The organism is Pseudomonas sp. CC6-YY-74 (assembly GCF_002025205.1).
Lineage (GTDB): Bacteria > Pseudomonadota > Gammaproteobacteria > Pseudomonadales > Pseudomonadaceae > Aquipseudomonas > Aquipseudomonas paeninsulae.
On sequence record NZ_CP019947.1, the window covers coordinates 1,442,249 to 1,462,847 of the forward strand.

At 60.1% G+C, this 20,599-nt stretch carries 18 protein-coding genes and 4 pseudogenes; 10 read left to right on the forward strand and 12 right to left on the reverse strand.

Annotated features, from left to right (window positions below; genetic code table 11):
- Positions 1-7: 7 nt before the first annotated feature.
- Both B2D37_RS06680 and B2D37_RS06685 read right to left on the reverse strand, forming a co-directional pair.
- Positions 8-340 carry a cupredoxin domain-containing protein gene (locus B2D37_RS06680; protein ID WP_079201981.1) on the reverse strand — a complete coding sequence of 111 codons (333 nt, stop codon included), beginning with the start codon at positions 338-340 and terminating at the stop codon, positions 8-10.
- A 16-nt stretch (positions 341-356) separates the two neighbouring features.
- The gene (locus B2D37_RS06685; protein ID WP_079201982.1) at positions 357-890 is read right to left on the reverse strand and encodes an iron transporter; all 534 of its coding nucleotides are present in this window, start codon (positions 888-890) and stop codon (positions 357-359) included.
- Between the two features lie 304 nt (positions 891-1,194).
- On the opposite strand from B2D37_RS06685, the gene B2D37_RS06690 reads away from it, so the two are divergent.
- Positions 1,195-1,413 (forward strand): hypothetical protein, encoded by a 219-nt coding sequence (locus tag B2D37_RS06690; RefSeq protein WP_154067053.1) that lies wholly within the window; start codon positions 1,195-1,197, stop codon positions 1,411-1,413.
- Between the two features lie 212 nt (positions 1,414-1,625).
- Positions 1,626-2,309 carry a phosphoribosyltransferase gene (locus B2D37_RS06695; protein ID WP_079201984.1) on the forward strand — a complete coding sequence of 228 codons (684 nt, stop codon included), beginning with the start codon at positions 1,626-1,628 and terminating at the stop codon, positions 2,307-2,309.
- Between the two features lie 288 nt (positions 2,310-2,597).
- Here B2D37_RS06695 and B2D37_RS06700 read toward each other — a convergent pair whose 3' ends face one another.
- The gene (locus tag B2D37_RS06700; protein WP_218190373.1) at positions 2,598-3,479 is read right to left on the reverse strand and encodes a vitamin K epoxide reductase family protein; all 882 of its coding nucleotides are present in this window, start codon (positions 3,477-3,479) and stop codon (positions 2,598-2,600) included.
- Between the two features lie 408 nt (positions 3,480-3,887).
- Positions 3,888-7,604: a methionine synthase gene (gene metH / locus B2D37_RS06710; protein ID WP_177345187.1), complete on the reverse strand. Its 3,717-nt coding sequence runs from the start codon at positions 7,602-7,604 to the stop codon at positions 3,888-3,890.
- Positions 7,605-7,759: 155 nt separating this feature from the next.
- Here metH and B2D37_RS06715 point away from each other — a divergent pair.
- Positions 7,760-9,620: pseudogene (locus tag B2D37_RS06715) on the forward strand (fatty acid cis/trans isomerase).
- A 64-nt stretch (positions 9,621-9,684) separates the two neighbouring features.
- Here B2D37_RS06715 and B2D37_RS06720 read toward each other — a convergent pair.
- The 3 genes and pseudogenes from B2D37_RS06720 to B2D37_RS24090 form a co-directional block, all read right to left on the reverse strand.
- The gene (locus B2D37_RS06720; protein ID WP_079201986.1) at positions 9,685-10,101 is read right to left on the reverse strand and encodes a universal stress protein; all 417 of its coding nucleotides are present in this window, start codon (positions 10,099-10,101) and stop codon (positions 9,685-9,687) included.
- A gap of 156 nt (positions 10,102-10,257) precedes the next feature.
- Complete coding sequence (locus tag B2D37_RS06725; protein WP_177345188.1) at positions 10,258-10,821, reverse strand: DUF1223 domain-containing protein; 564 nt, start codon at positions 10,819-10,821, stop codon at positions 10,258-10,260.
- Positions 10,822-10,838: 17 nt separating this feature from the next.
- Positions 10,839-11,012: pseudogene (locus B2D37_RS24090) on the reverse strand (DUF1223 domain-containing protein); the annotation flags it as partial.
- 144 nt (positions 11,013-11,156) lie between these two features.
- Between B2D37_RS24090 and nfuA the strand changes: the two are divergent.
- The 3 genes from nfuA (at position 11,157) to B2D37_RS06740 (ending at position 13,898) form a co-directional block, all read left to right on the forward strand.
- The gene (gene nfuA, locus B2D37_RS06730; RefSeq protein ID WP_079201988.1) at positions 11,157-11,741 is read left to right on the forward strand and encodes a Fe-S biogenesis protein NfuA; all 585 of its coding nucleotides are present in this window, start codon (positions 11,157-11,159) and stop codon (positions 11,739-11,741) included.
- Between the two features lie 199 nt (positions 11,742-11,940).
- Positions 11,941-12,939 (forward strand): response regulator, encoded by a 999-nt coding sequence (locus tag B2D37_RS06735; RefSeq protein WP_079201989.1) that lies wholly within the window; start codon positions 11,941-11,943, stop codon positions 12,937-12,939.
- A 2-nt stretch (positions 12,940-12,941) separates the two neighbouring features.
- Positions 12,942-13,898 carry a sensor domain-containing diguanylate cyclase gene (locus tag B2D37_RS06740; RefSeq protein ID WP_079201990.1) on the forward strand — a complete coding sequence of 319 codons (957 nt, stop codon included), beginning with the start codon at positions 12,942-12,944 and terminating at the stop codon, positions 13,896-13,898.
- A gap of 521 nt (positions 13,899-14,419) precedes the next feature.
- On the opposite strand, the gene B2D37_RS06750 is transcribed toward B2D37_RS06740, so the two are convergent.
- From B2D37_RS06750 to B2D37_RS06760, 3 genes are all read right to left on the reverse strand, one after another.
- Positions 14,420-14,674 carry a DUF1272 domain-containing protein gene (locus tag B2D37_RS06750; protein WP_079201992.1) on the reverse strand — a complete coding sequence of 85 codons (255 nt, stop codon included), beginning with the start codon at positions 14,672-14,674 and terminating at the stop codon, positions 14,420-14,422.
- A gap of 37 nt (positions 14,675-14,711) precedes the next feature.
- Positions 14,712-15,707, reverse strand: coding sequence for a GlxA family transcriptional regulator (locus B2D37_RS06755; RefSeq protein WP_079201993.1), 996 nt, complete (start codon positions 15,705-15,707; stop codon positions 14,712-14,714).
- Positions 15,708-15,894: 187 nt separating this feature from the next.
- Complete coding sequence (locus tag B2D37_RS06760; RefSeq protein ID WP_079204919.1) at positions 15,895-16,164, reverse strand: hypothetical protein; 270 nt, start codon at positions 16,162-16,164, stop codon at positions 15,895-15,897.
- Positions 16,165-16,779: 615 nt separating this feature from the next.
- Between B2D37_RS06760 and B2D37_RS06765 the strand changes: the two genes are divergently transcribed.
- The gene (locus B2D37_RS06765; RefSeq protein ID WP_079201994.1) at positions 16,780-17,454 is read left to right on the forward strand and encodes a hypothetical protein; all 675 of its coding nucleotides are present in this window, start codon (positions 16,780-16,782) and stop codon (positions 17,452-17,454) included.
- 122 nt (positions 17,455-17,576) lie between these two features.
- Here the strand turns inward: B2D37_RS06765 and B2D37_RS06770 are convergent, their stop codons facing one another.
- On the reverse strand, positions 17,577-18,425 hold the full coding sequence (locus B2D37_RS06770; protein ID WP_079201995.1) for a hypothetical protein: 849 nt from the start codon (positions 18,423-18,425) through the stop codon (positions 17,577-17,579).
- A 69-nt stretch (positions 18,426-18,494) separates the two neighbouring features.
- Positions 18,495-19,574, reverse strand: coding sequence for a hypothetical protein (locus B2D37_RS06775; protein WP_079201996.1), 1,080 nt, complete (start codon positions 19,572-19,574; stop codon positions 18,495-18,497).
- 187 nt (positions 19,575-19,761) lie between these two features.
- Here B2D37_RS06775 and B2D37_RS06780 point away from each other — a divergent pair, with 187 nt between their 5' ends.
- The 3 genes and pseudogenes from B2D37_RS06780 to B2D37_RS06790 all read left to right on the forward strand — a co-directional run.
- Positions 19,762-20,070 (forward strand): PepSY domain-containing protein, encoded by a 309-nt coding sequence (locus B2D37_RS06780; protein ID WP_079201997.1) that lies wholly within the window; start codon positions 19,762-19,764, stop codon positions 20,068-20,070.
- Positions 20,070-20,384 (forward strand): annotated as a pseudogene (locus B2D37_RS06785) (PepSY domain-containing protein). The gene B2D37_RS06780 and the pseudogene B2D37_RS06785 overlap by 1 nt, the downstream one beginning before the upstream one ends.
- A pseudogene (locus B2D37_RS06790) lies at positions 20,385-20,561 on the forward strand (DNA-binding response regulator); the annotation flags it as partial.
- Positions 20,562-20,599 lie beyond the last annotated feature (38 nt).

Sequence of the window (20,599 nt, forward strand, 5' to 3'; positions counted from 1 at the left end):
AGCAGCTTCATTGGGCGACGATGGCGCCTTCGGCGAGCTCGCGGTGGAACTCGTCGAAGAACGGGTAGCGGCCAGGCCTGAGTGGATGGATCACCACGAACGAGCTGACCCCGGGTGACAAGACCTTCTCCACGCGCAGCGGCGTGCTCTCGAACTCCGCCGGGCCCTGTCCCTGGTTGTGCAGCACGATCTTGAAGCGTTGGCCGGCGGGCACTTCGAGCACCGGCGGGCTGAAGTGACCGTCGCGAATCTGCAGTTGGTAGGTCGGCAGGCTGGCGGCGCTGGCGCACAGGGGCAGCCCGAAGGCCACTCCCAGCAGGACGAGCAGGAAACGGGGCATGGCGTTCTCCGGGGGCTCAGTAACCGCCTTTCTTGCCGATGCCGGCATAGGTGAACTGGTAGTGCAGTTCACAGCGCTCGAACCAGGGGGCGACACCGGTTTCCTTGTCGGTGTGACGGCCGAACATGGCGTGGCCACCGGCCGGGGGCAGGATGCTCAGGGTCAGCTGGTACTTGCCCGGGCCGGACAGCTTGAGGTTGTCGCCATAGTGCGGGCCGTCGTTGGCAACCATGGCGTGGAAGTCGCCCTTGAGTTCCTCGGTGCTGCCTTGCTTGCGCAGCACGAAGGCGATGTTCAGGTAGGGCACGAAGCTGCCTTCCTGGAAACCGTTCGGGTTGTTCTCCAGGGCGCTGATGTCAGCTTCCAGGTGTACATCGGAGTCGGCGGCGGGGCGCATCATGCCCGGCGGATCCATCTCGATCGGTTGCAGGTACACGGCGCCAACCTCCAGGCCACCGCAGTGCTGGGGTTGGCCAATCGGGTATTCCTTGGCTTGGGCGAACGTAGCGACCAGCAGTAGGGCGAGTGAAAAGGGCAGTTGGGCGCGCATCGACGGTTTCCTCTGAGCAGTGGCGTGGTTGCGACCTAGCTTAGGGAATCACAGATCAAACAATAATGATTTGCATCAAGATTCGGTTTGCTTGGCGAAATAGTTGCGCCAGATCAGCCTTGTGCCCACTACCAATGAAGAGGTATGGCGATTGGCCGGCAGTTGCTGGAACCTAACAGCCTGTCAAATCGGTTGTCTCTTCGCCGCGAACCCAAACCCTGCAGGCTCCTGGCGCACGTAGCCAGCGGAGCTGGTGAACCTTGGGTCGCGCATGGATGGACTGCCACCCAAACAGGAACTGGATATGCACCACAAACAACTCACAACCTCGACCCTGACTCGCCTGCATCAGAACCAGGTGGCGCTGGGAGAGGCCGTCTGGCTGTTGGCCAAGTGGATCGAGCAGCGTGGCTCGACGGAAGTGACACAGGCCGTGCAAGCGCAACTGCAGTTGTTGGCGATCAATTCGACGGCGATCAACCAGGCTCTTGCCGAGTTGATCGACAGCCCCCTCAATAGCTGAGAGCGTGTGAAAAAACTCCCACCTACTGCGAACGCCTGGAGGCGGTCTCGCGACAGCGCTCGATATTTTCACAACCTCTGAGACGCCATCAATCGCTCCGATGGGTTATCACCTGCCAGGGCCTGCTATCGTGCGAACTACTACTAGAGAGCAAAGACCCTGCAGAAAGTCTGGTGCCTGGTTAAGTCAGGCTCGCCAGCTGGAGCATGATCATGACGCGACAGGATGTTCTGGATATCCCCATCCGCGACAGAAGTAGCGCAGGCCAGGCGCTGGCGCGCTTGTTGAAGGCTTATCGCCAGCGACCTGACGTGATCGTGCTGGCCTTGCCGCGTGGTGGCGTGCCGGTGGCTTACGAGATTGCCAGCGCACTGCAGGTGCGTCTCGACCTGCTGTTGGTGCGCAAGCTCGGTGTACCGGGTCATGCAGAGCTGGCCATGGGCGCGATCGCCAGTGCTGGCGTGCAGGTATTGAACCGCGATGTGCTGGCGTCGCTGCATATTGATAGCGCCACCGTCGCCGCCGTGGCCGCGCAGGAAAGTCTGGAGTTGCAGCGCCGCGACCGCGCCTATCGCGGCGAACGCCCGCTGCCTATGCTGGACGGACAGCAAGTGATCCTGGTCGACGATGGTTTGGCCACAGGCGCCACCATGCAGGCTGCGATCAAGGCGGTACGCCAGCAGTCGCCCGCGCGAATTGTGGTCGCCATACCGCTGGCCCCAACCGACAGCGTGGCGCAGCTGCGTCGACAGGTCGATGAAGTCATCTGCCCGTTCACCCCCGAGATGTTCATCGCCATTGGCCGTTGGTATGTGGATTTTTCCCAGACCTCGGATCAGCAGGTGCAGGCCTTGCTGCGTCAGGCCTGGCAGCGCGAACAAGCTGGACAGCCATGAGCTACGAGGAGGCCTGAGCGATGTAGGGGGCCAGGTACAGCGCGCCACGCTCGCGGCACAGGCAGATCAACGCCACAGGCAAGCAGGCGGGGCAGGCGGGGCAGGCTAAGTCATGGGGACATGCATCGTCCGGCGTGATTGCTCGCGCACGGGATAGCCAGGGGCAGGGCGGGGTAACCTGCGGACTTGCTCTGGCGCAGCGGCCCAGTGAGCGCGCTACCCGCGCTTGGGTTCAGGCATTTGCTAATTGCCCTGCCCATTGCCTGAGCGCAAGTGCGCTAGCTGGACTCAAAGCCCGGAGTTTTCCGGCCACTTGAATCTTGAAAGGCGCGTCAGTTCTTCAATATTGAGCAGCTGCGAATAGTGCTGCTCACGGATGATCCAGGTCGGGTAACGGTTGATTTTCTCTTCGATGCAGACCCGCGCAAGCAGTCCGTTGCGCCCATCTGGGGTGCATTCGACATAGGGCAGACGTTTGGCAGATGGGCCGAACAGGCGTTTCTGCTCCTGGCAGGTTGGACACCAGAAGGTGCCGTAAAACTTCGCGCCGCTACGCTGCAGGTGGCTGGCCAGAGCCTGCGACTGCGGGTCTTCGCGCGGAGCCAGCAGATCGCTGTAATACAACTGCAGGCCGCCCAGGGTGACCAGCGTTGCTACCCCACAATAGGTAAACCAGTGCCGCCAGTCGGTGCCCGGGGCCGATCTGGGTCGTTGCAGACTCACTCGAATGAAGATCGCCGCCATTAGTGCCAGCGACAACAAGCACCAGGCGCAGAATGCGTCGAGTTGTAACCAGGCAACCAGGGTCATGTACAGGCTGACGGCCAACCCGAACCAGGCGAGCAGCCAGAGTCGTCGCCAACGCACCAGCCTGGCCGGCAATCGCCAGGCGTTAGCCGCCAGCAGCCCATATAGAACGAAACCCCAGAGCGCCAGTGGCAGGCCCAGCAAGCGCGACCAACGACTCTGCTGGATCAGATCGCAGGCCGCTTCAGCCGAACAGAATGCCAGTGTGCCGCCGCGCAGGGCGACATAGGTCAGATAGCCGGTCAGCAGCATGCCGCACAGCGCCAGCACCAGTACCAGCTTCTCTGGCGAATGCTGAAAGCTGCGGCCGGTGCCGGAATGGGCAATTACCTCATGAGGGCGAAGCTTTTTGGTTTTACTCATAGACCAGGCTCTTCTGCAGGAGAAGTGTCGAGAAAACAACGCGTTTGCTGAATATGCAGTTTCCACCTCGATCTATGAGGGGGCGATCTACGGCTAAACGTTAGCAGTAAAACTCAATAGCGGATGGCGGACCCATGGCCGCGCCACTGTCAGCTATCGGGCAGGTAGCGTCTCAGCTAGCCACGGCCAGCAGGCACGTCGGCGAATCCCTCGTCGCCGCGCAATTTGCCGTGCGCAACAGCCTGCTAGACCACCTGGGCGCACGCATCGGGAAATGCATGCATGGCTTGATCGTAGGAACCGCCCCGGTCACCGAGCAAATCGTGGTACTCGGGCGCAGGGCTGGCACTGTCGAGCCGGCGCGCAGGGCTCGACAGTACTAGCTGTTCGCAGGGCTCATGCGCGATCTCAGTTGTCATAGCCCAGATTCGGCGCCAGCCAGCGTTCGCTGACATTCAAGGCCTGGTTCTTGCGCGCCGTATAGCTTTCCACCTGGTCCTTGTCGATCTTGCCGACGGCGAAGTATTGCGCCTGTGGGTGGGCGAAGTACCAGCCGCTGACCGAGGCGGCGGGGAACATGGCGTAGTGGTCGGTGAGGAACACGCCGCTGTGGCCGGCCTGGCCTTCTTTGGCGGCGGGATCCAGCAGGTCGAACAGGGTGCCTTTTTCGGTGTGATCCGGGCAGGCCGGGTAGCCGGGGGCAGGGCGGATGCCTTTGTAGCCTTCCTTGATCAGCTCCTCGTTACTCAGCTGTTCGTCCGGCTCGTAGCCCCAGTAGGTCTTGCGTACCTGCTGGTGCAGCCATTCGGCGCAAGCCTCGGCCAGGCGGTCGGCCAGGGCCTTGACCATGATCGAGTTGTAGTCGTCGCCGGCGTTCTGATAGGCCTTGGCCACCTCTTCGGCGCCGATGCCAGCGGTGGTGATAAAGCCGCCAACGTAATCGGTGACGCCGCTGTCCTTGGGCGCGACGAAGTCGGCCAGGGAGAAGTTCGGCTTGCCGTCGGGTTTGATGGTCTGCTGGCGCAGGTGGTGCAGCTTGGCCAGCGGTTGGCCGTCATCGCCGTAGAGTTCCAGGTCGTCGTCCTGCACCTGGTTGGCCGGCCAGAAGCCGAATACGGCGCGAGCGCTGATCAGCTTTTCGTCGATCAGCTTGTTCAGCATGGCTTGGGCATCGGTGAACAGGTCGGTGGCGGCCTGGCCGACGACTTCGTCGGTGAGGATGCGCGGGTATTTGCCGGCCAGGTCCCAGGCGATAAAGAATGGCGTCCAGTCGATGTACTCGGCCAGGACGGCCAGGTCGATATCCTCCAGCACCTTGACCCCGGTAAAGGTCGGCACGCTGGGCTGATAAGTTGCCCAGTCGAATTTGGGTTTGCTCTCGATCGCCTTGGCGTAGCTCAGGCGTTCGGTACGCGCGCTACGGTTGGCGGTACGCTCGCGCACCTGGATGTAGTCGAGGCGGGTGCGTTCGACGAAACCGGCTTTCAGCTCCTTGGACAGCAACTGGGTGGCCACGCCGACCGCGCGCGAGGCGTCGGTGACGTAGATCACCGCGTCGTTCTGGTATTTGGGCTCGATCTTCACCGCAGTGTGGGCTTTCGAGGTGGTAGCGCCACCGATCATCAGCGGCAGGTTGAAGCCCTGGCGCTGCATTTCGCGGGCGACGTGGACCATCTCGTCGAGCGACGGGGTGATCAGGCCGGACAGGCCGATGATGTCGCATTTCTCGGCGATGGCGGTCTGCAGGATCTTCTCCGCCGGCACCATCACGCCGAGGTCGACGATGTCGTAGCCGTTGCAGCCGAGTACCACGCCGACGATATTCTTGCCGATGTCGTGCACGTCACCCTTGACCGTGGCCATGAGGATCTTGCCCTTGGCTTTCGGCTTGTCGCCTTTTTCCTCTTCGATAAAGGGAATCAGGTGGGCCACGGCCTGTTTCATCACGCGCGCCGATTTCACCACCTGGGGCAGGAACATTTTGCCCGAGCCGAACAGGTCGCCGACGATGTTCATGCCCGACATCAGCGGGCCTTCGATCACCTCGATCGGCCGCTTGAAGCCCTGCCGCGATTCTTCGGTGTCGGCGACGATATGCGTAGTGATGCCTTTGACCAGCGCGTGCTCGAGGCGCTTGTTGACGTCCCAGGTACGCCATTCCTCGGTCTCGACTTCCTTGACGCTGCCATCGCCCTTGTAGTTGTCGGCGATGGCCAGCAAGGCCTCGGTGCCGTTCGGCGTGCGGTTGAGCACCACGTCTTCGACCACGTCGCGCAGTTGCTTGGGAATCTCGTCGTAGATCTCCAGTTGGCCGGCGTTGACGATGCCCATGGTCAGGCCATTCTGGATCGCGTAATAGAGGAACACCGAGTGGATCGCCTCACGTACCGGGTTGTTGCCGCGGAACGAGAACGACACGTTGGACACGCCGCCCGAGGTCAAGGCATGGGGTAGGTGGTCGCGGATGTAGGCGCAGGCCTCGATGAAGTCCACCGCGTAGTTGTTGTGTTCCTCGATGCCGGTGGCAATGGCGAAGATGTTCGGATCGAAGATGATGTCTTCCGGCGGGAAGCCGACTTCATCGACCAGGATGTCGTAGCTGCGCTTGCAGATCTCACGCTTGCGCGCGGCGGTGTCGGCCTGGCCATCTTCATCGAAGGCCATCACCACCACGGCGGCGCCGTAGCGCTTGCACAATTTGGCGTGCTGCTTGAACTGATCGACGCCTTCTTTCATCGAGATCGAGTTGACGATGCCCTTGCCCTGGATGCATTTCAGGCCGGCTTCGATCACCTCCCACTTGGAGGAGTCGATCATGATCGGCACCCGGGAAATGTCCGGTTCGCCGGCGATCAGGTTCAAGAAGGTGACCATGGCCTTCTTCGAGTCGAGCATGCCCTCGTCCATGTTGATGTCGATCACTTGGGCGCCGGATTCCACCTGCTGCAGGGCGACTTCCAGGGCTTCGGTGTAGTTGTCATCGCGGATCAGGCGGGCGAACTTGGCCGAGCCGGTAATGTTGGTGCGCTCGCCGACGTTGATGAACAACGAGTTGCGATCGATGGTGAAGGGTTCCAGGCCGGACAGGCGACAGGCCTTGGCAATCTCGGGGATGGCGCGCGGAGGGTACTTGGCCACGGCTTCGGCAATCGCCTGGATATGCGCCGGGGTGGTGCCGCAGCAGCCGCCGACGATATTGAGAAAGCCGCTCTGGGCGAACTCTTCGATCACCGCCGCGGTTTGCGCCGGGGTCTCATCGTATTCGCCGAAGGCATTCGGCAGGCCGGCGTTGGGGTGAGCAGAAATAAAGGTCTCGGCCTTGTTCGACAGCTCTTCCAGATAGGGGCGCAGATCCTTGGCCCCCAGTGCGCAGTTCAGGCCCACGGAAATTGGCTTGGCATGGCGCACCGAGTTCCAGAAGGCTTCGGTGGTCTGCCCGGACAGGGTGCGACCGGAGGCGTCGGTGATGGTGCCGGAGATCATGATCGGCAGTTCGACGGCGTCGTCCTCGAACACCTGTTGTACGGCGAAGATCGCCGCCTTGGCGTTGAGGGTGTCGAAGATGGTCTCGATCAGGATCAGATCCGCGCCGCCTTCGATCAGGCCGCGGGTCGCTTCGCTGTAGTTTTCCACCAGCTCGTCGAAGGTGACGTTGCGGTAGCCGGGGTTATTGACGTCGGGCGACAGCGAGCAGGTGCGACTGGTCGGGCCGAGCACGCCAGCGACGAAGCGCGGTTTGTCCGGGGTCTCGGCAGTTTTCGCATCGGCCACCCGGCGCGCCAGGCGTGCGCCTTCGACGTTCAGTTCATAGACCAGCGCTTCCATACCATAGTCGGCCTGGGATACCTGGGTGGAGTTGAAGGTGTTGGTTTCGAGAATGTCGGCGCCAGCGTCCAGGTAGGCCTTCTCGATGGCGCCGATCACATCCGGACGGCTGAGGATCAGCAGGTCGTTGTTGCCCTTCACATCGCTTGGCCAGTCGGCAAAGCGCGTGCCGCGGTAGTCCTCTTCCTCCAGTTTGTAGCTCTGGATCATGGTACCCATGCCGCCGTCGAGGATCAGGATGCGTTCCTGCAGGGCTTGCTGAAGGGCGTGGAGGCGGGCGCTGCGATCGGACAGGGGCATGGCGGAACTACCTGAGCAAAGCTGACACAATGGGGATGCGCAATGATAACAAAGCTGCGCGCTTTTGCAGTGCTCCGGCCTTTTGTATGAATTGTGCTCATGTTGAGAGCGCGATCTCGCTAAACGCACGATTACGCTCACCCTTGGAATCGGCTCTGCCATATCGCGCACTACTCGGCGCTTGCTTGTTGTTCACCAGCCTGCTGCTGTCGGCTGAGCCGATTTCCTACAGTCGCGATATTCAACCGATCTTCACCCGCTATTGCGTGGCCTGCCATGCCTGCTACGCCGCGCCTTGCCAGCTCAATCTGGGCAGCGCCGAGGGTCTCGAGCGGGTCAAACAAGCTGCCGGTATACGATGGCAAGCGCTTCGCGGCGCAGGTCAAGGCCTGGGAGCAGTTTCTCAATGCTCCGCGGGCGCGGGAAAGCCTGGTCTCGCGCTGGCTGTATGAACACCTGTTTCTCGCGCACCTGTATTTCAAAGGCAGCGAGCCGGGGCAATTCTTCCAGCTGTTGCGTTCGCGTACCGCGACTGGCCAACCGGTCGACCCTATCGCTACGCGCCGACCGAACGAGGATCTGGGTGGCACCTTTTATTATCGTCTGGCGCCGGTCCAGGGGTGATCGTGCACAAGACCCATATGACCGACCCGCTCAGTGCGCACAAGCTGGCGCGAGTCAAAGCGCTGTTCTTCGCCGACGACTGGCAGGTTGATGCGCTGCCTGGCTATGGCGTCCGGCGCCGCGCCAATCCGTTCGAGACGTTCGCGGCGATTCCGCCGCAGGCGCGCTATCAGTTCATGCTGGATAACGCCGAGTATTTTGTGCGCACCTTTATCCGTGGCCCTGTGTGCCGCGGCCAGATCGCCACCGACGTGATCCGTGACAACTTCTGGGTGGTGTTCCAGGATCCGCGACATGATCTGTATAGGGGCGATGCCAAATACCGCGCCAAGGCGACGCCACTGCTGAGCATGCCTGGCCAGTTCGACGATATCGGCAATCTGCTCAGTCTGTGGCGCAGCTATCGCAACAGGCGCAATGAGTACGAGGCCTTGCCCATGCACAGCTACGCCGCTGCACCCGCACCCAGTTGGTCGCACATCTGGGCCGGTAACGACACTGCGCTGCTGACGATCTTCCGCCAGCACGGTAGCGCCTCGGTGCGCAAAGGCCTGATCGGCGAGATCCCGCAGACGCTCTGGTGGATGGACTATCCGCTGCTTGAGCGAGCCTACTAACCAGTTGGTGGTCAACTTCGATGTATTCGGCAACCTGGCGCATCAGGCGCAGACGCGCCTGTATTTCGACCGAATCCATAACGGCGCCGAGCAGAATTTCCTGCGTTTGATGACGGCTGACGCCCGCGAAACGATCCTCGATGACTGGTATCAGTACAGAGGCCAGTTGAAGCTATGGCTGGACTGCCAGCGCATCGATACCCATAGCCGAACAGCCCTGCAACTGCCTGCAACAGACCCGCAGCGGTTTTTTGCCGAAGCCCTATAGAGCCGCTACGGCAGCCTCTACGTGGGCTTTGATCCGATCAACCGTTGCGATGGCGTGCACTGCCATCGCGCTGGGCAGCCGGCCGGCCGGCGGGTTCAAGATCATTCACCAGCTGCCGGAAGCGACCCTGCTGCGCGTCGAACTGGCCGACGGCACGCGCGAGGTCTATAGTCTGCTGCGCAACCGTGCGCGCAGTAACGTGGCCTTCATGTATGGCGAGGAACTGCGTTATCAGCCCGCGCTGGATACCCTGACTATTTACCCTGGGGGCTGACCAGTTACCCGAACTTCATGTTCCGCCTCACTGCGCAGGAGGTTCCGGAGTTCGTGCGCAGCATGGAGTTGGTCCGTGATGCCCAGGCGTTCGACTCGCTGGTCGGGCGTTGGGGGGGTCGTCGCAGCCACCCCGAGTTCTGGCGCTATTTTCATGACCTGTCGGCGTATATCCGCGAAACCGAACCGCTCGAAGCCGGCGTGCTGGATATGCACCGCTATGAAAATATGTAATGCCCGGCGGCTAGAACTGGGGGGCGTGCAGGTAATGCTGGCAAACCCTCTCGCACCTGCGCGCCTAGCGCACTACCAGCACCGAAGCCTCGGAATAGGACGCAAAATACCCGGCGTTTGAGGCGAATAGGTGTTCCGCCAAGCCAGGTACATGGGAGGCCATCACCACTAGGTCTGCGCCGCAGTCCTTGGCCGCTTTGAGCAAGGTCTTGTCCAGGTCAACCGCCGGATCATGGCTGATATAGGCGGCGCTACTGACATTGTTCAGCCCGTATTGCTCTGCCTGAGCCACACTGAACTGTTGTAGTTTTTCCTTGAACTCCGTCGGATTGCGCGCGACTGCCGTTGGCGTGTTGGCCGATACGCTGATGTAACAGACCGGTATGTCATACAGCTTCGCAAGGTCTGCGCCGGTTCTCAGGGCTTTCTCGAGGCGTTCGATATAGGCGAGGTCGACGGGAATCATTATCTGCTTGTACATCTTGGGAAGCTCCTTTTTCAGGCTATCGCGCTTGCAGTTGCAGGCGCACCAACTGTGCTTGAAGTATTGCAGATGATTGGGCCGTCCGCGGTCATACACTGATCTGATCGCACAACGATCCGAAAGGGTCTGTTAGAGGCGCACTGTGCGGCCCAGCTATTGACCTTCTGTACTGGTTGTTAGCAGCCAACCGCCGACCGCCTGGTAGGGCGTTAGCTGCCCTGGCGCGGTGAGCCAGGCGACCAGTGCCTGGCGCTCGCCGCGCGAGTCGGCGGCAAGACGGGTCTGCCAGTGGTTTGTTTCACTGGCTCCAAGCTGCTGCAGGGTCAAGACCACGAAGTCATGGGTTAGCGTGCGCCCGGCATTTTCGCCTCGCCCTACCGCGGTGCTCAGGCCGAAGCCCAGACGTGCAACATGAGCTGTCAGTCGGGCGGGGACTGAATGAGCTGGATTGAACGTCAGTTTCAAGTTGTCGCCGTCAACCTCAAGCACCAGCCTGCCAACCGTCGGCATCTGCACCAGAGGCAGCGGCTGACGTTGGAACCAGCCGCGCCACTCGTGGCCGGCCAGGATGAATTCCGGGGTATATACCCCTTGGCTGCTGCCGGAGCGTGCGTATGCCCGTTGCCGGGCGCTATAGCCTGGGTTGGCGAATGGGTCCACCCAGCCAAGCCGGTCCCAGTAATCGACGTGGAAGGCCAGGGGATCACTGCGTTCCAAAGCGCGGGATGCTCGGTCAGAGCGGATAGCCAGCGTTCTGCTGGCGGGCACGAACTGCAGCCTTGTGAGGTAAACAATTCCAGCACTGGTGTAGCTGTTGCGCTGCTGGTCAGGCGTAGGCGAGGTTCCGCGTGAGCCGGCGCGCAGAGTACGCAGAGGGCGACCCAGAGGGCTGGGAGCAGTAGTTTCATCAGCGCTCACCTCTGATATCCAATGGTCTTTTGACTCATCGAGGGCGGCTAGCGTTACAGCCAGGCTATTCCGAGATAAATACTCGGGCTTTATTGAAGCCCGGAGGTTGGCGTACACTGCGAACATGTTTGCGAGGAGTTGCCATGAGCACCATTATCATTACCGACGCTGCCCACGATTATCTAGCTGATCTGCTGAGCAAGCAGAACACCACTGGTATTGGCATCCGGGTCTTCATCACCCAGCCGGGCAGCCAATACGCTGAAACCTGCATCGCTTATTGCAAGCCGGGCGAGGAAAAGCCGGATGATACGGCGATAGCCCTGGCCAGCTTTACGGCCTGGATTGATGCGCTCAGCGAACCCTTCCTGGAAGATGCCGTGGTCGATTACGCGACTGACCGCATGGGCGGCCAGCTGACTATCAAGGCGCCGAATGCCAAGGTGCCGATGGTCAACGCAGACAGCCCGATCAACGAGCGCATCAGTTATTACCTGCAAACCGAGATCAATCCGGGGCTGGCCAGCCATGGCGGCGAAGTGAGCCTGATCGATGTGGTCGATGACGGCATCGCGGTATTGAAGTTTGGCGGTGGCTGCCAGGGCTGCGGACAGGTCGACCTTACCCTCAAGGAAGGCATCGAGAAAACCCTGCTCGAACGCATCCCGGAACTTAAAGGTGTGCGCGACGTGACCGACCACAGCAACAAGGAAAACGCCTACTACTGAGGCGCGTTCTTCAGTCAGTTCTGCGTAAGGTGGCCTATGGCCACCTTTTTTGTTTCTATCTTTCCACCATTGCGTGGTGTTTTACCGTAAAACTACCGCTTAGCATTGAGATGCAACGCTGTCGACATAGCGTATTGATACAAGCTACGACTGATCCGCCGCGATCCCTGCCGGCAGACAACTATAAAAAGTGATACGCATGACTGTCAGCACTCTACTTATCTGTGACGACTCAAATATGGCGCGCAAGCAATTGCTACGTGCGCTGCCTGCCGACTGGCCTGTCGTCATAACGCAGGCGGCCAACGGCATGGAGGCCATGGCGATTCTGCGTCAAGGGCAGATCGATGTGATGCTGCTCGACCTGACGATGCCCGAGATGGATGGCTATCAGGTACTCGCTGCCCTGCAGGCCGAAGGCCTGTCATGCAAGGTCATTGTGGTGTCTGGCGATGTTCAGGAACAGGCGATGCAGCGGGTCATGGCGCTCGGGGCGTTGGCCTTTGTACAAAAACCGGCTGATCCAGATCTGCTCAGAAAAACCCTCGACCGCCTGGAGTTGCTCGGCAGCAGCGGCAGTGAGCTGGCCGTGCATGCGCTCGGCGATCACTCCGCCATCAATTTTATCGATGCCTTTCGTGAGGTGGTCAACGTTGCCATGGGACGTGCTGCCGCCTTGCTAGCCAAGCTGCTGGGCGTGTTTGTGCAATTGCCGGTGCCGAATGTCAGTCTATTTGAAGTCGGCGAGCTGCACATGGCCCTGGCGGACGCCCAGCGGGGCGACGGGCTTACCGCCGTGTGCCAGGGGTTTATCGGCAGTGGCATCGCTGGCGAGGCGCTGCTGATTTTCCATGATTCGGAATTGGGCGAGATGGCCCGTCTGATGAGTGGGTTCTCGTCCGAATATTCCGAAATGGAAATGTTCCTGGATCTTTCCACTGTACTGATCGGCGCCTGCCTGAACGGTATTGCCGGGCAGATCGATGCGCAGTTCTCCCTAAGCCACCCCACCGTATTGGGCGAACATGCCTCGATCGAGGAGTTGATCAAGCTCAACCGCCCACGCTGGAAGACCACCCTGGCCGTGGAGATCAGCTACAGCATCGAAGGCCACCATATTCATTTCGACTTACTGCTGCTGTTTACTGAAGATTCGGTGGCGTTGCTTTCTAACAAGCTTGCTTACCTGATGAACTGAACATGAAAGAGAATCTGGAGTTCAACGAGTTTCACTGGCTGCTGGCCGTGGTGCAGAGCATCGATGTCGGTGTCGTGGTGCTGGATCGCGAATACCGCGTACACGTCTGGAATACCTTCATGGAGAACCGCTCGGGCCTACAGCCCCATGAGGTGCATCAGCAATCCTTGTTCAGCCTGTTTCCGGAAATCGAGGAAAACTGGTTCCGCCACAAAGTCGAAGGGGTCGTGACGCTGGGCACGCCGGCTTTCACCATCTGGGAGCAGCGCCCCTACCTGGTGAAGTTCAAGAACTACCAGCCGATCACCGGGCAGGAAGAGTTCATGTTTCAGAACACCACCATTCTGCCGCTGCAGGCCACCAATACCAGTATCGAGCATATTTGCCTGATCATTTATGACGTGACCAGCGTGGCGATAAACAAGCAGCAATTGCAGGCGGCAAACCTGCAGTTGCAACAACTCTCGCGCACCGATCGCCTGACCGGCCTGCATAACCGTGGCTACTGGGAAGAATGCCTGCAGCACGAATACGCCCGGCACCGGCGTTATCAGAGCACGGCCGCACTGGTGATGTTCGATATCGATCATTTCAAGAAGGTCAATGACACCTATGGTCATCCGGCTGGGGACAAGGTGATTCAGGCCGTCGCCGAGGTGATGCGCGAGCAGGTGCGTGACACCGATTATGCCGGCCGCTATGGCGGCGAGGAATTTGTGGTGCTGCTGCCGGATGTCGACAGTGCCGGAGCCATGCTGTTTGCCGAACGCCTGCGCCAGCGCATCGAATCGCTGCTGGTCACTTATGAGGGGCAAGGTATCCCGTTCACCATCAGCCTGGGGGTGGCTGACCTGAACCACCCCACTCAGGAGTATCAACAGCTGATCGAGCGAGCCGACCAGGCTCTGTATGCCTCCAAGGAAGGCGGCCGCAACCAGGTCAATTGCTACCGCGGCTGAGGCCATGCCTGCCGCCGCTGGCCAGGGCGCGAATCAAGAGTGGCGGGCAACCGCCTTGCCGCGTATCGGCAATTGCATCAGCGAGGCAATCGCCACCCGCGGCAGTATGCCGATATTCACTGCGCCCCAGCCAACAGTGCGCCGGAAGCAAATGAGGCGCCTGCCGCGGCCCAGCCGTTGCTGAGCGCCATCAAGCCATTTCGCCTCGCCGTGGCCAGCGACCATCAGTGCGGTCCGCAGAGATGCAGAACGTCCAGTCCGATGAACCAACTAAGCAGATGTCCGCCAAGCACATCCTGGGTTGTGAGAAAGGCCGCTCGGGAAAGCTGAAGACCATCACGCAGGTGGCGCCGAAGGAGTCGAGTATCAGGGTCATCGAGAGCGGTCATTGGCTCCGGCGATACAGGCCATGGCCAACACGCCACCGAGCCAGGCGATGGACACCTGTATCAGCGGGGGCGAGCTGGCATGCCGACAGCGTCACCTTGCAGTTTGCGCAGTAGATCAGCATTGGACCCTCCTCAGGACTCGACTGTTTGCGGGCAACCGCTGGGGACGTAAACGCGTTCGCGGGACGCGGGATAACGCTGCAGTTTGTCTGCTGGACGCCGCGGCCTGGGCAGCAGTTCACCGCCGCAGTTCGGGCAAGTGCCGTGCAGGCGTTGCTTCGCGCAGTCGCGGCAGAAGGTGCATTCAAACGAGCAGATCAAGGCGTCAGGCGAGTCGCCAGGCAGATCGCGGTCGCAGCATTCGCAGTTGGGCCGTAGTTGCAGCATGGCCGACTCCTGGTTAGAAAGTTATGCGCTGGGTGCGTCAGGTGAAGCGCGCGACGTATTCCTGAGGGCTGACGGACAGATGTTTGTGGAAGGTGCGGCGCAGGTTTTCCGGGTGACCAAAACCGCTCAGGCGCGCCACCGTACTAATCGACGCTTGAGCGTCTTGCAATAAAATGCGTGCCGCTTCCAGACGAATGCGTTCGACATAGCGCCCCGGCCCCATGCCCAGCTCCTGGGCAAACACCCGCGACAGCGTGCGCGGTGTCATGTGCGCCTGGGCGGCCAGCGCCCCCAGCGACAGGTCGTCACTCAGGTGCGCAGGAATCCACTCGAGCAAGGCAGCCAGGCGCGGTACGCGACTTGGCTCAGGTGTGAGCAGGGCACTGAACTGGGCCTGTCCACCTGGCCTGCGCAGGAACATCACTAGGCGCCGGGCTACCGCCAGTGCAGTGACACGCCCGAGATCCGCTTCAACCAACGCCAGGGCCAGGTCGATACCCGCGGTTACTCCCGCCGAGGTAAAGATATGACCATTGCCGTGCAGGTCCTGCGGGTCATAGGTGTGCAGGCAGTCCGCCAGCACCTCGACATCGGGATGCCCCTGACGCAGGGTTTGCGCATCGGCCCAATGGGTAGTCGCGCGGCGACCATCGAGCAGGCCGGCGGCGGCCAGTATTAGCGCGCCGGAACAGACCGAGCCCAGGCGGCGTACCTGCGGTTCGGCGGCACGCAGCCAGGTCAAGAGTGCCTGATTCTGGCATTGGGCCTGTTCGCCCAGGCCGCCAGGAATCAGCAGGGTGTCGATCTGTGCGGCGTCGAACTCGCGCCAGGCCTGTTCGGCAACCAGTTGAAACCCGGCCGACGTGGCGACAGCGCCGACCTGTTGACCGAGTACGACAAGATGATAGAACGCCGGCAAACCCTGACGTTGGCGCTCGACATTGGCCGAGGCGAAAACCTGTAACGGGCCGGTCACATCCAGGCTCATCACATTCGGGTAAAGCAGGCAGGCAATGGTTTTCAGCGCATCCATGGGCAGTTCTCGATGAGCGATGGATGCAGTCTGCGCTCAGCGAAAGGGTGGCAACAAGGACAATAGACCCACAGATATTGCCAGTTCGACTTGCTCCAGATCAGATCAGATCAGAGCAGGTCAGGGAGAGGGCACCGCTACCCTGGCGTCGGGCGCAGGTTTGTAGGGTGCCCATAAGGCCTGAGGATTACTCCGGCATGCTCCAGGGAGCCAGGTCATAACCCTGCTGGCTCAATTCAGCGCGCGACTTGTTCAGCACGAGGGCTAGTTGTACCGGGTCGCTGTAGATGCTGCTCGACAGCTGGGTGCGACCCAGTAGGCGGGTGCTGGTACGGTCGATGACCGTAAGGCTCAGCTCGCCAGTGCCATCTTGCGGTGCCCAGGCGACACACTGGAAGGGTTGAAAGGCGCGATCGGCGATCAGCAGTGCTTCGTTAAAACGCAGCGGGGCGTTCATGGGGGCGGTTTCTCCGAGGTAATCCCAAATGTCATAGGGCCAGCGGCGCATGGTGCTACGCCGGCCAGTTATACATGTTGATGACTGGAGTCGACCTATAAGTCACATTTGCAGGTGAATAATGTGCGGTCTGTCAAGGCAGCTGTTCCCCTGGATGATTTGCCTACCTGTCCCGAGAAAAAGTTTGAACCCTGCTCAATCAGAGAGTGAACCGTCAAACACGGCGGTTTCAGGAACTGTGCGGCATCGAACGGCGCGCTTCGAGGCCATAAAAGCACTGCCGTTTGTCGGCTTTATCGGTCAGAAAGTGAACGGTTTTTTCTTTAATCGTTCATAAATCAGGCAGACGGAAGCGAGGGATTTACCTGCGTTTCCACCAATCCAGGAGCTTTTTTTCACATGAGTGCATTGAGTGCATCATGTGTGAAGGGGCTTTTTACTTTTGAAAGAGGAAGTCGAATGATGAGAAGTTCATTCGCCAGGCTGTTATGCATTTGATGTTTCGACTCTGAAACCGAAAACTGCACTGGAGTATTTCTTCACTGCAAACGTAAAAAACCAAATGAATCATATGACGCAGAGAGTCTGATTCTCCTGAATATAAAAGAGGCACCCATGGATTTTACGATTATCGCTTCGTTTTTTGAACAAAAGACGACCATGGAGTTTATGCGTTTAGGGATTATTTATACGCACCTGATCGCCTGTTGCGTTGCCATTGGCATGGTGTTGACCAGCGACATCGCAATGGTCAAAGAGTTATTGAACGGTGAGAAAAATCATCTGCAAGACAGTCGCCACATGGAAAGTTTACAGAAAACTGTATCCGCTGCACTGGCGGTGCTCTGGGTAACCGGTGTTGCGGTTATCTGGGTCGACATTGGCGATAAGGGGTTGTCCTATCTGCTGAATCCAAAGCTACAAGCTAAGATCGCCATCGTCATGTTGCTGACGTTCAATGGCATGCTGCTGCATAGGCTGGTACTGCCTGCCCTGCAGAAAGCTGGCACGGTACTCAAGTTGGAATTCAATATGCGCATGTTCGCGCTGTTTGCCGGTGCACTTTCGGGCGTGTCCTGGTTCTATGCCGCGATGCTTGGCGTCGGTCGCCCTCTGTCCTGGAAGTACTCGTTAACGGAAATTCTGGCAGCCTACCCGGTACTGATTGTCGGTGGTTTCATGGCGATGGTACTGCTGACCCAGTGGGCGAAAAACCGTGAAGAGGCTGAGACTGAGACTACTCCGGCTAACTCTTATGCGTTGAGGAATTCGGCTCTGGCCGGCTGGTAATTGATATAACGCCACTCGGTATTCTTACCGTTAAAACGCGCTACACCCTAGCGCTGCTGGACTAAGGCGCCCTCGGATCGTGACAGTAATGCGACTGTCACGGATTTCGGGGGCGTCTTGTTTTATGAGCACTCACGGACTTGCATGGAATTGCCGGTGGCTAGAAGTTGCTGTAAGTAGTTCGCGATATAACGCTGAAAGTTTCTATCGTCCCAGTAGGCCAGATGGCTTAACGGTGTATGTCGCTTGTACCAGGGGCCGACCGGCATGGCGCAATCCTCGCTGACTACCGCGGCATAACTCGGCAACGGGCGTAACGGGTAGCCCAAGGGATCGGCCGGGGCGTAGAGGTTGAGCCAGCGAGCTTGTTCACGCATCGGCCCGCTCAAGCAATGACCAGGAAAGCGAATCGGGATCACCGGGTCGTAGGCAAAGGTGAACAGAGGAATGTTGCAACCGAAGGTAACCAACCCTGTCAGGGTTTCCAGGGCAAGAAATGGATCATACGGGCAGCTTGGGGTCTTGTTGATGACCTGCTGATCCCAGACAAAGTTGGAAAAAACATGCCCGCCCAATGAATGCGCCAGCACCACCAGCGGCGTATCGGCATCGACCTTGGCACGCAGGGCATTGAGGCCGCCGCGCAGGCATTGATGCACTTCTTCGTAGGTGGTGTCGTAGGCCTGGCTGACCTTGCGATAGCCACTGGCGTCGCCGAGGAACAGGGTGACGATGCGCCGTAGCCAGCGCCAACGAACTGGCTGGTCACGCAGTTGGTCGAGAAAGGCCAGTTGGCGTTTATCCAGCACGCTGGCCCAGTACAGGCTCTGGAAGGCGATGTGGTCGGCTTCTGCCCCCAGGCGCCGGCGCAGGCCGGCAATCAGGCTTTGTGCGAAGGCGTGCTGGCCATCCTTATCGCGGTTGTCTGGTTGGGTACCGATGCCGTGGATGATGGCGACCGCAAGTTTCATGAACGTCCTTCCGTGGTTGAGCGCTGACTAACCTAGCCGGCCGAGAATGCCACTGCAATCACGCATTCGTCATAAAGCCAGCATGCGCTCGGCCAGGCGGCCACTGTCCGCCAATTCGAGGAATTCGTCACCCAGTCGCTGGCTTTCGTCCATGGCTTTGCGCCAATAGCGCTCGCGGCTGGGGTCATCACCCAGGTAACGGCTGAAGTCCTTGCGATCCGGTAATTTGCCGTGGGGCAGGCGTGCCAGGTATTCACGCGAGGGTGCCAGCAGCAATACATCCTGCAAGCGTCCGGCATCGCCGCGGCGCCAGGGCATGCCCTTGTCGAACCAGCCGGGGATGACTCTGTCGGTGAAGTGCGGATAAAGCACGATGTCGTCGCCGCTGTAGGGCAGGTCGAGGTGATAATCGAGCAGGCCTCCGTCCCGGTAGGTCCCCGGACCGGCGCCCGGGATGTCGCGTACCCCTTGCATGATCATTGGGATCGAACCGGAGGCGAGCAGGGCATGGCGCAGGTTGCTGTGGTCCAGCGTCAGGTAGCGCGAAGGAAAGTCACTAAGTTCGGTCAGCGGCGGGGCCAGACGTGCATCGTGCAGGACCAGCCGCTCGAAGTGCCGAGCCAGGCGCGAACGCCCGAGCAGGTTGTTGCCGATCACCGAGGACAAGCCCAGGCCCAGCGCGCCGCGGTGGTCATGTCGGAGTAGGCCGTGGCTCTTCACCACGACGATATTCAACCGGTAGTGCGGGTTGCTCAATACGTCGGCGTCCTGGCCGGCCAATAGATCCTCAAGCATCAGCCGACAACTGCGCGAGACCTCGGCCATGCTCGCGTCTTGGGCAAAGCGTTGCTCGGTGTAGAGTTCACCCAGGCGCAGAAGGCCTGCGACGGCATCCGGCAAGCAGGCACTGGCGAAACGCCAGGAGCCGATCGAGGCGCCGATCAGCGAGCGCTCACGTGGCGCGCGCAATAGCCAGTCGCCGAACAAGGCCAAGTCCAGGCCCTGGATACCGAGGGCTTTGGGCCCGCCGGCAGCTCCAGGCAGAATGCCCACGTCGGCGGGTTGCAAGCCGCGCTCGCGGATGCGCACCAAGGCCCGTGCCCCGGCCTTGATGGTCAGGGCGGGGTACTTGATTAGAATCGCACTCATGCTCGCCTCCATCACGCAAGAACGCGATTATAGGGCCCCAGGCGAGCAGGCCAAGCCACTTCATCCGGTGAATGATGCAGAGAGCGACGGCGGAGAGGGCCGCTATGGCGTTCGCGCGAATTCAGCTTGAATTAAGTCGGCAGCGCTAACGTGAACCCCGTCGAAAAAAACCTTACGGAGACTCACCATGAAAACCTTGATCGCACTGGTCACCGCTGCTGCCCTGAGCGTCGTTGCCGGGATCGCTCAAGCGCGTGACTTGGGCCCGGATGAGGCATTGAAACTGCGTGATGCGGGCACCATCCAGCCGTTCGAGACGCTCAATGCCGCGGCCCTGGCCGAGTATCCCGGTGGCAAAATCGAAGAAACCGAGCTGGAAGAAGAATACGGTCGCTACATTTACCGGCTCGAAGTGCGCGACGCACAAGGCGTGCAATGGGACATTGAACTGGACGCCAGCAACGGTCAGGTTCTCAAGCATCAGCAGGACGATTGATGCAAGGCGCTCTGGGTAATAGCGCGCTGTGCGGCCTGTTTCTGCTGGTGCTGAACGGTAGCGTCAGTGCCCGCGACCTGGATCAGGATGAAGCCTTGCGCATGCGCCAGGCGGGGCACATCCTGCCCCTCGAGCAACTGCTGGACGAGGCTCTGCAGCAATACCCCGGCGCCACCTTGCTCGAGGCCGAGCTGGAAGAGGAAGACGACATCCTGGTCTATGAGGTCGAGTTTCTGACCCCGTAAGGCGTGGTTCGCGAATCGGAACTGGACGCTCGTGATGGACGCATCCTGAAGGACGAGGTAGACGACTGAATGCGCCTGTTGTTAGTGGAAGACCATGTGCCCCTGGCCGACGAGCTGCTCGCCGGCCTGGCCCGCCACGGCTATGCGGTGGATTGGCTGGCCGATGGCCGCGATGCGCTGTATCAGGGTGCCAGCGAGCCTTACGACCTGATCATTGAAAAATGGCCTGCGTTGCCGATACGGCCTTGTTTCGGCGGTGTTGTCGGGCATTTGCAACGAACTGT